Here is a 13,117-nt window from a genome sequence, read left to right on the forward strand (position 1 = left end):
TATCACTCTTTTTTAAGGCTTTCTTGTATCAAAGCATCGCGTTTTTCAAATTCCTCATAACTTTTCATTTGTGCCTTATAAGCCTTATAGACATTTAAAATCGCCGCCGCAACGCCTATAAAAACACCCACCCAAAACAGCCAAGGCGTGATATTTTTAAGCAAAAAACCAAGCCCAACGCCCAGAAAAACAGCTACAACCATAGAAATGCCAAGACTCAATCCATCGGCTGCCTCTAAACCTTTGCGAATAAAAACTTTTCTCATAAGGCTTTAAAACTCTTTCTAGCGGCTTCTAGAGTTTTTACCATCATCTTCTCATTCATTTTATCGCAAATAAAACCTGTTTCAAATTGAGAGGGAGCTAAATAAATTCCTTGTTTTAGCATATTTTGATGAAATTTTGCAAAAAGTTTCAAATTTGATTTTAAAGCGTCTTGATAATTTCGAACAGGATCTTCTGTAAAAAAATAGCCAAACATCGATCCCACAAAAGTCGCATTAAAAGGCACTCCTTTTTCTTTAGCTAGCTCACTTAAGCCTTGCGTTAAAATTTTAGCAAGTCTTGCGAGTTTTTTATAAAGCTCTTTGTCCTTTTTCGCTTTTGAAATGCTTGCTATTCCTGCTGCCATAGCTAGAGGATTACCACTTAAAGTTCCTGCTTGATACACGCCTCCTAAAGGGCTTAAAATGTCCATTATTTCAGCCCTTGCAGCAAAAGCCGCCGCAGGTAAGCCCCCACCCATAACCTTACCAAAGGTTACAATGTCCGCTTTAATTTTATTGACCCCAAAAGAGCCTAAAAACGAAGCTCTAAAGCCACTCATTACCTCATCAAAAATCAACAAAGTGCCATTTTGCCTACAAAGCCTAGCAAGTTCTTCTAAAAATTCCTGCTCCCCTAAAACAAGTCCCATATTACCAGCAATAGGCTCGATAATCACACAAGAAATTTCCTCTTTATGCTTTTTGAAAAGCTCCCTAACGCTTTCTATATCATTATATCTTGCGACTAAAGTTTGCTTGGCGACTTCATTTAAAACGCCCAAAGAACTAGGAGCATTAAAAGTCGCCGCCCCACTTCCAGCACTCACGAGTAAAGAATCGCTATGTCCGTGATAACACCCCTCAAATTTAAGGATTTTCTCCCTTTTTGTAAAGCCTCTTGCTAGGCGAATCGCACTCATAGTCGCTTCTGTGCCGCTATTTACAAAGCGAATTTTGTCCAAATGCGGAAAATTTTCAAGCACAAGTTTAGCCAAAACACTCTCACTCAAAGTCGGTGCTCCAAAGCTTGTGCCTTTTTTTAAAGCCTTTTTGCAAGCCTTAACGATGTCCTTATCACAATGCCCAAAAAGCAGAGGTCCCCAGCTTTGCACGAAGTCTATATAACGCTTACCCTCAATGTCTTTGATATAAGCACCCTCACCCTCCGCGATAAAACAAGGCTCACCCCCCACACTAGCAAAAGCCCTCACAGGTGAATTCACCCCACCAGCTATCACTTTAAAAGCCTCTTTAAATGCCGCTTTATTTGTCATTATTTCTCCTTGCTAACTTGTTTGATATAATTATATAAAGTTATTATCTCATCATTAGTTAATGAGTAAGTTGGCATTATGGACTTAACATCTTGCTCCTTAGTCAAAGCCTCCTTAAAACGCTCAAAGCTTAAATTTTGAATATTTGGAATTTCATAAGCCTTTTTTTTATCTTTATGCGTGTAATAGCCCAAAATTTGCCCACTTCCATCGGCTCCGTGGCATTTTTTACAGCTAATGCCTCTTGGATTTTCATAAAGCATTTTTGCATATTCTTTTGGGGTGATAAAATCCGCACAAAAACCTAAATTTAAGCTCAAAAAAACAAATAAAATACCCCTCATACTTCCCTCATCTTCGCAGGAACACCCACATAAATGCCTTGTTTTAGAGCATTTTTAGCTAAAAGTGCGCCTCCACCTAAAACACTCCCCTCACACAAGCTTAAATTCGGCAAAATGGCAGAATTGATCCCCATAAAGCAAAGCTTTCCTACCTTGACATTTCCAGCACACTTCGCCCCCACGCTAATATGAGAAAAATCTCCTATCTCACACTCGTGCTCAATCACACAAGCCGTATTTAAAATTACGCCTTTTCCTATGTTAGCCTTAGCATTAATCACAACTTTTGGCATAATCAAAACCCCGCTTTTTGCTATTTTAGCACTAGGGCTAATAATGGCACTTTTATGGATTAAATTCACTATATTAAAGCCGTATTGTTCGACTTTTTGACTAATTTTTGCACGAATTTCATTAGTGCCTATACTAATAAAAATATCAAATTTCTCAAGCTCTTTACTAAATGCCAAGCCTTTATAATCGTCCAAAAATATTACTTCCTCATAGCCCATATTAAAAGCGACATCCGCGCACACAAGCCCGTGTCCGCCTGCTCCATAAATGTAAATTTTCTTAGTTCTTTCCATTAAATTTCTCCGTTGTGGCTTGTCCTTCTTTATTAATCCCGCTTCGTTTTAGCACCTTAAAGGCAGTTAAAAAAAGAATTTTTAAATCCAAAAAAAAGGAGATATTTTCCACATAATACACATCAAGTTCGAATTTTTTCTCCCAAGAGATATTATTACGCCCATTGACCTGTGCCCAGCCTGTAATGCCCGGTCTTACCCTATGTCTTAATTTTTGCCTTGCATTATAAAGACTTAAATACTCCATTAATAAAGGTCTAGGTCCTACAAAACTCATATCCCCTTTTAGCACATTAAAAAGTTGTAAAAGCTCATCTAAACTAAGGCTTCTTACAAGCTTACCAAAGGACTTTAAGCGTAATTCATCGGGTAAAAGCTCACCCCTTTCATCTCTTTCATCACTCATCGTTTTAAATTTATAAATCACAAAGGGCTTTTCATCTTTTCCCGGTCTAAGCTGCGTGAAAATCACGCTTTTTTGTGTGATTTTAAGAAGTAAAGCTGTCAGTAAAATAAGAGGAGAAAAAAGTATCAAAAGCACTAAGGCTAAACTAAAATCAAACGCCCTTTTTATCACATTTTCATACATTTTTTACACTTTCATCATAAAGTTTTAGATACTTCCTAGCTATCTCATTTTCATCGTATTTTAAGGCTTCTTTGGCGGCATTTTGTGCTAAATTCGCTCTTAATTTTTCATCATCTAAAAGTAGGCTAATTTTTTCGCTTAAATCTATCGCATCGCCTGTTTTTGCCCAAAGCCCATCATAAGCGTTAGAAACAGCCTCCACGCACCCCTCGCAATCACTCACCACACAAGCCTTAGCACAAGCCTTAGCCTCCATAATAGTAACAGGAAAGCCCTCCTTATAACTTGGCAAAACAAACACATCGCAAAGCCTTATTAAATCAACCACATCACTCCTAGCACCCAAGTAAAACACCGCTTTATTTTTAAGAAATTCCATACTCGCACAAGAGATATTATCATCACGCCCTCCCACAAAGATAAAATTCGCTCTTTCTTTTAAAAGTTCTGCCGCTTCGTAAAATTCTCTCACGCCCTTATGCCACAAAGCTCTAGCTACCATTAAAACTAGAGGTTTATCAGGCATTTTGTGCGTGTTTAAAAAGGTGTGTTTTTGCTCTTTTGAGATAGGCAAGGGAAAGAATTTTTTAAGATTAATGCCAACAGACTTAATCACGCAAATTTTTTCCTCTTTTAAACCTAAATCTCTCATAAATTTAGCATTGCTTTCATTAACAAAGATAAATTTGCTCGCAATTTTAAAGGCTAGTTTATAAAGAAAATTAATATTTAAACGCACTAAAGCACTCTTAAAACTCGTATCGATATAAAAAGAGCCAAGTCCCTCAACAAGTGCGAATTTATAGGGGATTTTAGCAAAATGTGCGGCGAAAATTCCAAAGGTATTACTTTTATGCGCACTTGTTTGCAAGAGATCTAGCTTTAAGCCTTGAAGCACTTTTTTAAGGTGTAAGAAATTTTTTATCACCACGAAAGGATTAAGGCTTGAGCGTTTTAAATCATAAAAGATAATGGGACATTCAAGCTCTTCAAGCCTCTTAGCATACTCATCATTTGGCACCAAGATAAACACCTCATCACCCCTAGCCTTTAAAGCCTTGATAATAGGTGCTCTAAAATGATACACGCTAGCACCCGCGTGGCTTAAAAATCCTACTCTCATAATTTTAATTTATACACCTTTGCTTCTTTACTATCAACGATTAATTCATACAAACTCTCATCATACTTACCAAAGAAAAACATTTGCACGAAAGCACTCTCATACATCGCCTTATCCATTAGGATAAATTGCACATTAGGGATATTAGCGTCTTTGATGTGAAAGAGATAATATTTAGCATTTTTATCAATCTCTACGACACTATAATATTTTTGCTGCACCGAAGTAAATTCAACCAAAGAATTAATCGCATAATTCTTGCCATTTAGCTCAAAGCTTCTAAAATCACTATGAAGGAGCATATTATTACTTAAGACGAGTTTGCCGTCCTCATTTCCCAAATAATACGCCACACTATAAACAAAGGGATTTTCAAGCTCACCCGTTTCTAAACTCATATAAGAAAAACTTGCCACCGTGCCAAAAATCGCCGCCATACGAGAAGGCATATAGATGTAAATATCTCTAGTTTTAGGCGTTTGAATAGTAAAATCCTCCTTAGAAAGTGCCGCTAAAAATAAATTTACATTATTAAAATTATAATCCTTCATCATTGCTTCTAAAAGGTCATTATAAGGCGTTTTAAAACTCTTTTCTGTGTATTCTACGCTAAGTCTTGCCATATTTGCCGCTGCGCGTGGATTTTGACTTAAAACAAAAGAAGGGAAAAAATTATCCTTACCCAAATGCTTACCCCCATCAGCTAAGGTTTTCACATCGCTATAATAACGAATAGGATAGCCATAATCCCACCAAGCCACAATATAATCTTCCCTAGAAACATTAGCTTTAAGATTATCTAAAATACTCGCTTCATTGTAATTAAAAACGGTGTGCGCTCTATAATTATAAATATGACTTAAATTCGCCCACAAAGAAAAAAGCAAAACCCCCACAATATAAAAGCTACACACAAAGCGAATATCCTTTTTTCTCCATAAAAGCTCAAAAATTAAAGGCGTAAAAAGAGCTAAAACAAGCAAAGAAAAAAGCAAAGTATCTTCTACAAAAAAGCTCACAAAGCTCTTTTGAAATTCCACTCCCATACTCTCATAAATAGCACTTTGACTAAAATAAAAATAAGCCCCCAAAACAAGCACAAAAAGCGGAAAGATTCCATAAAAAAATATTCTTAATTTTCTAGTCTCTTGTAAAGGACGCATTTTTTGGATTAAGCTTAAAAGTTGAACGCTTAAAAAGCCAAAGCCAAGTGCCATAATAGGCACAGCATAAATAGTAAATCTAAGTCCTCCTCTAAGTGCTAAAAAACCGAGCAAAAGCATAGGTAGGGTTAAAAGCATTATTTTATGCTTTTTTAAAAGCCATAAAAAGCCAAAAAGAGAAAGTAAAAACACAAGCTCACTTCCGCTAATTCTTTGCATAAAAGTGCTTAAATCGATACTTTCAACCTCTTGTATGGTTAAATTTACATTAAAATACGCAAAACCACGCGCTAAACTTGCACTCTCATCACTTCTTAAAAGATAGAATTTAAGCTGATACAAAATAGGGTCTATCCCCCCACTTAAAACTAAAAAGACTAAAACTCCTAAGGCTAAAAGTGCGATAAATTTAAAATTAAAAAGCGAATTTTTAAGCATAAAAAAGGCAAAAAACAAGACAACAATAGCACTTTGATAAAACCAAGCAATATTTGAAAGGGTAATGGCACACAAAAGCGCTGCCATATAAAAAGACCTTTCTTTTCTATGATAAATCAAAACATAAAGGGTAAAAAGTGCGATAAAAGCGACATTTAGAGTATAGCTTGAGGGATACCACCAAAGATAAAGTCCCATAAAAAACGGCAAGGCAAGTAAAGAAAAATCATCTTTTCTTAAAACAAGCCTGATGAAAAAATATAAAATAAACATAGGAAGCACAATGGCTAACATATCTGTATCATAATATCCTGCCATAGTGCGGTTATAATAACTTTTTGCAATGCTTGCTAAAAACGCCGCAAAAAGTCCCATTAAAGGGCGTTTAAGCTCATTAGCAATTAAAATAAGCGGCACAACTATAAGCGAAGAAAAAAACACACTCATATATAAAATAATGCTTTCAAAGCTAAAAGGCGTGATTTTATAAAGCACATAAGTCAAAATAGAAAGAGAGGAATTAATAAAGCTTAAATCATTTTCTTGATGAAAGCCCGCTATCTTATCTCTAGCACCCTCTGCGAAAGTGTAGCCGTCATTTGAGCTTATCATAAGCTGATTATTAAAAAAATATTCGTTAAAATCACTCGCCCAATAAATCCAATAAAAGCGACATAAAACACTAAAACCAAAAGCTAGTAAGATAAAAAATACTAGCCTCAAATTTGCATTTTTCACAGCCTCATTTTTCATTTTGTCCCCATTAAGTATTTTAAAGCCACTCTTGCGATTTTGACCTTATCAAATTCTAAAGCTCTCATTTTAGCCTTTTTTTTATAAGCCGCTCTTAATGTGTCATTTTCTAGCATCGTTTTTAAGCCTTGCAACATAGAATTTTCACTACCCACCTCGACCAAAAGTCCAAATTCATCACGACCAAAAAGCTCTAAAGCCCCACTTTGATGCTCGGTACAAACCACAGCACAGCCACAAGCTAAAGCTTCAATTAATACATTAGAAAAACCCTCAAATACGGAAGCAAAAGCGAAAAATTCACATTTTGCCATATATTTGTAAGGATTATTATCAAAACCTAAAAGCAAAACCCTATCTTCTAAACCAAGCTTTAAAATAAGGCTTTCAAGCTCCTCCCTTAAAACGCCCTCACCCAAAATCACAAGTTTTAAATTTGTCTTAAGTTTAGAAAAGGCACGGATTAAAAGAGTGTGATTTTTCCCCTTATCAAGTCTCCCCACGCTTAAGATAAAGGGCTCTTTTAAAGCAATTTCTTCTTTTGCTTTTAACTCAATAGCCTCTAAATCCACAGCATTATAAAGCAATTCGCATTTTTCCAAAGCTATGTTAAAATGACTAACTAAATCCTCCCTATTTCCCTTAGAATTGGGTAAAATCAAATCCGCCTTAGGATATAAAAGTCTTATCAAAAACTTATTTGCAAAAGAATTAAAGTTATTTTTCGCATACATTACGCTAGGTGTCGTGCATTCATTGATAATTAAACGCGTTTTAGAGCCAAATAAACGCGCCATTAAAGCGATATAATTAGGACGATTTAAAAAAACAAATTCCGTATCTATACCTAAATTTTTACAAAGTTTTTTATATTTTAAAGCTAAAAAGGGCAGTTTAAGAAATTTCATCAAAGGATTTTCACTTGGACTTGAATTTTCTAAAAAATGAATTTGAACATTTTCAAGCTCGTAAGAAATTTTCTTATTCATTAAAATAATATGCACATCAAAATGTAGTTTTAAAAGCGGAGTCAAAGTCGCCACAACCCTTTCAGCCCCGCCACTACCTAAGGAATAGATAAAAATCGCTAATTTTTGCATAAAGCCACCCTTAATTTTGATAAATTCGCCACCACACTACTTGGCACTATGCTTAAAAATAATAAAATCAAAGCGGGGGCGTTAAACTTAATTCTTAAGCTTTTCAATAAACACGCATACATTTTTTGATACTCATTTGCAAATTTCGCATAATACGCCGCCATTTTGTAATAATTCGCACATACAGCCCTATAATCCTCGTCATTTTTAAGTTCATTTTCTAAAATTTTTGCAAGTTCTAAATAACCCAAATACACCCTAAAAGCGTGTTTTTGCGCTCCTAAGGTAACGCTATCTTCTCGCTTAATGCGATAAATGCGTAAAGCCTTATGGATATAAAAGCTCTTTTCATCATACAAATGCACCCAAAGCGTAGCCTCATTACCATAAAATTCCTCATTAAAACGCTGATTTTTAAGCAAAGATTTTTTAAAAATGCTTAAAAATTCGCCGTGGAATTTTTGCATTAAAAATTCTTTCTTACTTACCTCACAATCTTCATTTAAGCCTTTGCCGCTAAACTCCTCACTCAAAATCCCATCTTTTTCTATCACGCAATTGCCAAAAATATGTGAATAACCCTCATTTGCTTTTTGCATTAAAAGACTAAGCGTTCCCTCAAGCATTTCATCATCATCATCTAAAAAGCCTATAAATTCGCCACTTGCATAATCAAGTCCATTATTTTTATTCCCATTAGGACCTTGTTTGTAGCGAGTGTTTAGCACATATTTAATGCGACTATCCTCTTTTTGTAAATCCTCCACAAGCTCTTTTGTGCCGTCATTTGAATGATCATCGCTAATGATGATTTCATACTCTTTAAAATCCTGCCTTAAAACGCTTTCAACTGCCTTTTTTAAAAGTTCTGCCCTATTATAAGTGGCGATGATGATAGAAAGTTTCATACAAGCTCCCTAATTAAATCAAGCCATTGTTTTTTGATATGAGAAAGCTCATAATCTTTTTGCCTTTTTCTTGCATTTTCCACCAAATTTTTTCTCAACTCCTCATCGCTTAAAACTCTCTCAAGTGCTAAAGCAAGGGCTTTTTCATCATTTTGTGGGACAATTAACCCATCTTTTTCATTAGCTATTAAGTCCTTAACGCCATTATAATACGCACTTGAAATCCTACACACATCAAAATATAAAGCCTCAATCAAAACGGTCGGTAAGCCCTCAACAAAAGAACAAAGGCAAAGCACCTTAGCCCTTTCATAAAGCCCAGCCATATCCTCCACTTTGCCTAAAAACTCTACCCTAGCCCTTAAATTTCTAGCCTCATTTTCTAAATTCTTTCTTAACTCCCCATCGCCTACTATACAAAAGCGGTATTGCGTAAGTAAATCAGCCCTTAAAGTCGCCACCGCCTTAATAAACATCGAAGCATTTTTATTTCTATCCAAACGCCCCACAAAAAGCACCAAATTTTCCTTTTGAAAATGCGTTTTGACATTGAAAGAAAAATGGCAAGGATTATTTAAAATCACGACTTTTTTCACAAATTTTTCATAAAAAGCCTTATCACTTGAGCCAAGCACACTTAAAAGCTGTGCGTAAGGGTAAGTAAGTCTTCTTAAAATTCTCCAAAATTTAGACTTTAAATAAGCCTCATTGCTATGCTCACAAATCACCAAAGGCGTTTTAAGCCCTATTTTAGCGACTATACAGGCTATATTTGTCGTGTCTAAAAAGGAGATAAAAATATCGCTTTGATTTTCTCTTAATGCCTTTCTTAAAGCAACAATTTTCTTAATACGACTTGCGATTTTATGGTAAAGATTATGAAAGCTAAACTGCGGAAGAGTTTTAACAAGCACTTCTTTTTCAAGCTTATAAAAAGAGTCTTCAGCGTGAAATTTGATAATTTTTACCTCGTGTTCTTTACAAAGGGCATTAGCTAGGGTTACCAAAACCCTCTCCGCTCCACCAGAATTAAGAGTGGCTATAATGAAAGTGATTTTCATACGCCCTGCTCCAAACTTATTGTGCCATTTTGCACTCTATAAATTTTATCGCAATTTTTAATTGTAGAAAGGCGGTGTGCGATGATGATGAGAGTTTTATCCTGTGAAATTTTATAAATTTCGTCCATAATCTTTGCCTCGCTTTCATTATCAAGTGCCGAAGTAGCTTCATCTAAAATAAGAATTTCAGGCTTAGTGTAAAGCGCTCTTGCTATGGCTATTCTTTGTCTTTGCCCTCCACTTAAATGACTTCCGCCATCGCCTACCTTAGTATAAACGCCCTCCTTTAAGCTTTTAATAAAATCCTCCAAATTTGCTTGCCTTAAGACCTCTTTAAGTAAATTTTCATCGATCTCATCGCCAAAGCTGATGTTTTTAGCTATGCTATCATTAAAAAGATAAATTTGCTGAGGGATATAGCCTATTTTCTTGCGATAACTTTTGATATTTTTCTCACAAAGCAAGATATCATCGACATAAATTTGCCCCTCCACAGGCTTTAAAAGTGAGCTTAAAATATCCACAAAAGTGCTTTTTCCACTCCCACTTTCGCCTACAAAGGCTATTTTCTCGCCTTTTTTAAGGGTAAAGCAAATATTTTCAAAAAGCATAGGTTTATTTTCATAATGAAAACTAAGCTTTTCAAGGCGTAATTCCTTAGTGAATTTTAAGCTCTCTTCGCCATTTTGCTCTTCTTTTTCTTGTAAAATGTCAAAAAGTATATCCAAAGAGGAACGATAATAAATTAAATCGTGATAAGAGCTTATGATGCGATTTGCACTTGGCATTAAGCGGTAAAGCGCCAAAACAAAAATGGAAATAGTCGCCAAAATATTTGAAATATCACTTTCATATTTAAAAACTAAAAACACCACGATCAAAACAAGCACACAAAAGCCTACAGCCTCAAGATAAATTCTAGGTAGGGCGTTAATGCTTTCATTTGTGATATTTGCCTTAGAAAAAGCCTCACTTTGCTCTTTAAAAAGCCTTGCTATACTTTCTTCTTTTGTTTTGAGCTTTATGAATTTAAAATTATTTAAATTTGTATTTAAAGTTTCAAAAAAACTCTTCATCGCTTTTTCTCTTTTAACGCCAGCTTTTTTAATGATAGGACTTAAAATTTTGACTAAAATAAGGGCATTAACAAACATAAAAAGACTTAAAAAAATTGTAATTTTATAATCAATAAAAAGCATTAAAGTATAAAGCAAAAGCACTACAAAAATTTCGCTCATCATTAATAAAAATGAGGAAAGCATAGTGGTGAGATTAAAAACCTCTCCTGTGGTCGCCTTTAAAATGGCGGATTGATTTTTTTGGGTAAATTTTTCATAAGGAAGGCGTAAAAATTTAGCAAAAATTTTAAAAGAAAGTGCGTGATAACGCCCCTTAGAAAAGCGTGCTAAAAGATGAAAATAAAGGGCATTTAGCACGGCTCTTAAAAGATAAAAAGCGACCATTATAAGCCCTAGATAAACGATGATTTCAAAGGCTTTTAAATTTAAACTCTGCTTAATATTTAGCAAAATTTCATTACTTTCAAAATAAGAAAAATTGCTCGCCAAAGTGATAAAAGGCATTATCAAAGATATGGCAAAAGTTTCTATAAAAGAAATGAGTATAGAAAAGGCTAATAAGGAGAATAAAAAGCGTTTATCCTCCCTAGAAAGTATGAAAAAAAGCTTATTTAACACTGCTTTTCCCACTCATACGAAGACTTGCAAATCAATTTTAAATCATCATATTTGGGCTTCCACGAAGTGAGTTTGCGAATTTTTTCTGCGTTTGAGATTAAAACGGACGGATCTCCCGCCCTTCTAGGTGCTAACTCGACCTTAAAATCCACTCCACTTACTTCTTTCATCGCTTCGATGACTTCTTTAACTGAAAAGCCGTGTCCATAACCCACATTAAAAACATTACTTTCATTGTTGTCTAAGTATTCAAGAGCTGCTAAATGCGCACTTGAAATATCATCAATGTGGATAAAATCTCTAATGCAAGTGCCATCCTTAGTCTCATAATCATCGCCGAAAATGTAAAGCTTCTCTCTTTTTCCAGCAGCCACTTCCGCCGCCACTTTAATTAGCAAAGTTGCCTTAGGATAGCGTTGCCCTAGTTTAAAATCCATACAAGCACCAGCAACATTAAAATAACGCAAAATGCAGTGTTTAAATTGAGGATTTGCCCTACTTGCATCGCGTAAAACTTCCTCGCTCATCAATTTTGACCTACCATAAGGATTGATAGGCTCAAGAGGACTTGTTTCGCTTACCACAGGACTTTTAGGCTCTCCATAAGTCGCAGCCGTAGAAGAAAAGATAAATTTATTGACATTATTTTCTAAGCAAGTTTGGATTAAATTTGAAGTATTAGCCGTGTTATTCATATAATATTTTAAAGGATCTTGCATGCTCTCAAAGACCTCAATACTCGCTGCAAAATGTACCACGGCGTCAAATTTTTCTCTCCTAAATAAGTCCTTAACGCCCTTAAAATCACTCAAATCTTGCTCAAAAAAGCTAAAATCCCTTATCGTTTTTAAATCCTCAAGAGCGATTTTAGAACCCTTGCTAAGATTATCTAGCACACAAATTTCGTGCTTAGTATTTAAAAATTGTCTAAGCGTATGAGAGCCGATGTAGCCAGCACCGCCTGTGATTAAAATTTTCATTATTTTCCTTTATTATTAAACTTTATAGCATTTTATAATAATTCTTTAAATGCTTAATTTCAAAAACTCCTCCTCACAAGCTTTTATAAAATATGGCACATAAGAGCGATTTGCCTTTTTTTCCTTTAAATATTCTGCCATCAAATTTAAATAAAGCCCATAATCCTCCTCTGCCAAATTCCCCTTAATCAGCTCATATTTCAAAAAAAGCATATAGGTGTTTAAAACATCACTTTCGCAGTATTCGTGAATTTTTTCCATTTGATTTTGATAATAAAGGCTCATCACCTCAGCCCCACTTACATCATATTTCCCCGGCAATCCAGCCATAGCACAAACGCTATCAAGCCTAAGGCGTCCCCCTAAACTCTCAAGCAAATCGCAATGCTTAAGCTCTGAAAATCTTGTCTTATAATTATTCCATTTATCTTGCGTATCTAAATAGGCACTTGCCCTAATATTATATTTTAAAGCTCTTAAAACAAACAAAGGGCAATCATAATTTTTCCCATTAAAGCTCACAAGCTTAGGCTCACTTTTATCAATAAAGGCGAAAAAATTTCTTAACATCTCTTTTTCATTTTCACCCTCGATTTTATTAACCTTAATAAATTTACCAAAATGATCCGCTATCACCGCACAAATACTGACGATTTTATGAAAAGGCAGGGGTAAAAACTCGCTTCCGTTTTGCTCTTTTTGCCACGCAAGTGCCTGTAAGCTTACCTCCTCATCGCTTCCTTCAAAACCTAAATTTTTTCTTATTAGCTCTACATCTGGCACACTTTCACAATCAAATATGCAAATATAACCCTCATTTTTCATCTTATTTAA

13 protein-coding genes are annotated in these 13,117 nt (G+C 35.1%); all 13 read right to left on the reverse strand.

Going from position 1 to position 13,117, the window contains the following annotated elements:
* Positions 1-2: 2 nt before the first annotated feature.
* Genes EL158_RS05785 through EL158_RS05845 form a run of 13 tightly spaced genes read right to left on the reverse strand, consistent with a single transcriptional unit; the run spans position 3 to position 13,108 of the window.
* Positions 3-266, reverse strand: coding sequence for an AtpZ/AtpI family protein (locus EL158_RS05785; protein ID WP_027303541.1), 264 nt, complete (start codon positions 264-266; stop codon positions 3-5).
* Positions 263-1,540 (reverse strand): glutamate-1-semialdehyde 2,1-aminomutase, encoded by a 1,278-nt coding sequence (gene hemL / locus EL158_RS05790; protein WP_027303542.1) that lies wholly within the window; start codon positions 1,538-1,540, stop codon positions 263-265. The genes EL158_RS05785 and hemL overlap by 4 nt, the downstream gene beginning before the upstream one ends.
* Positions 1,540-1,884, reverse strand: a complete 345-nt coding sequence (locus tag EL158_RS05795) for a c-type cytochrome (protein ID WP_027303543.1) — start codon at positions 1,882-1,884, stop codon at positions 1,540-1,542. The genes hemL and EL158_RS05795 overlap by 1 nt, the downstream gene beginning before the upstream one ends.
* Complete coding sequence (gene pglD, locus EL158_RS05800; protein ID WP_027303544.1) at positions 1,881-2,471, reverse strand: UDP-N-acetylbacillosamine N-acetyltransferase; 591 nt, start codon at positions 2,469-2,471, stop codon at positions 1,881-1,883. Before pglD ends, EL158_RS05795 begins: the two co-directional genes overlap by 4 nt.
* Positions 2,458-3,060, reverse strand: a complete 603-nt coding sequence (gene pglC / locus EL158_RS05805; RefSeq protein WP_027303545.1) for an undecaprenyl phosphate N,N'-diacetylbacillosamine 1-phosphate transferase — start codon at positions 3,058-3,060, stop codon at positions 2,458-2,460. The genes pglD and pglC overlap by 14 nt, the downstream gene beginning before the upstream one ends.
* Positions 3,053-4,183, reverse strand: coding sequence for a N,N'-diacetylbacillosaminyl-diphospho-undecaprenol alpha-1,3-N-acetylgalactosaminyltransferase (gene pglA / locus EL158_RS05810; RefSeq protein WP_027303546.1), 1,131 nt, complete (start codon positions 4,181-4,183; stop codon positions 3,053-3,055). Before pglA ends, pglC begins: the two co-directional genes overlap by 8 nt.
* Entirely contained in the window at positions 4,180-6,537 is a 2,358-nt protein-coding gene (locus EL158_RS05815) for an STT3 domain-containing protein (protein WP_027303547.1), read from the reverse strand. Before EL158_RS05815 ends, pglA begins: the two co-directional genes overlap by 4 nt.
* Positions 6,534-7,637: an N-acetylgalactosamine-N,N'-diacetylbacillosaminyl-diphospho-undecaprenol 4-alpha-N-acetylgalactosaminyltransferase gene (pglJ, locus tag EL158_RS05820; protein WP_027303548.1), complete on the reverse strand. Its 1,104-nt coding sequence runs from the start codon at positions 7,635-7,637 to the stop codon at positions 6,534-6,536. The genes EL158_RS05815 and pglJ overlap by 4 nt, the downstream gene beginning before the upstream one ends.
* Positions 7,625-8,545: a GalNAc(5)-diNAcBac-PP-undecaprenol beta-1,3-glucosyltransferase gene (gene pglI / locus EL158_RS05825; protein ID WP_027303549.1), complete on the reverse strand. Its 921-nt coding sequence runs from the start codon at positions 8,543-8,545 to the stop codon at positions 7,625-7,627. Before pglI ends, pglJ begins: the two co-directional genes overlap by 13 nt.
* On the reverse strand, positions 8,542-9,606 hold the full coding sequence (gene pglH / locus EL158_RS05830; protein WP_027303550.1) for a GalNAc-alpha-(1->4)-GalNAc-alpha-(1->3)-diNAcBac-PP-undecaprenol alpha-1,4-N-acetyl-D-galactosaminyltransferase: 1,065 nt from the start codon (positions 9,604-9,606) through the stop codon (positions 8,542-8,544). The genes pglI and pglH overlap by 4 nt, the downstream gene beginning before the upstream one ends.
* The gene (pglK, locus tag EL158_RS05835; protein ID WP_027303551.1) at positions 9,603-11,303 is read right to left on the reverse strand and encodes a BC-type lipopolysaccharide transporter PglK; all 1,701 of its coding nucleotides are present in this window, start codon (positions 11,301-11,303) and stop codon (positions 9,603-9,605) included. The genes pglH and pglK overlap by 4 nt, the downstream gene beginning before the upstream one ends.
* A complete protein-coding gene (gene galE, locus EL158_RS05840; protein ID WP_027303552.1) occupies positions 11,297-12,283 on the reverse strand; it encodes a UDP-glucose 4-epimerase GalE in 987 nt (328 codons plus the stop codon). The genes pglK and galE overlap by 7 nt, the downstream gene beginning before the upstream one ends.
* 45 nt (positions 12,284-12,328) lie before the next feature.
* Positions 12,329-13,108: a 3'-5' exonuclease gene (locus EL158_RS05845; RefSeq protein WP_027303553.1), complete on the reverse strand. Its 780-nt coding sequence runs from the start codon at positions 13,106-13,108 to the stop codon at positions 12,329-12,331.
* Between the last annotated feature and the right edge of the window lie 9 nt (positions 13,109-13,117).

Origin of the sequence: Campylobacter upsaliensis (assembly GCF_900637395.1) — a bacterium.
GTDB classification, from domain to species: domain Bacteria; phylum Campylobacterota; class Campylobacteria; order Campylobacterales; family Campylobacteraceae; genus Campylobacter_D; species Campylobacter_D upsaliensis.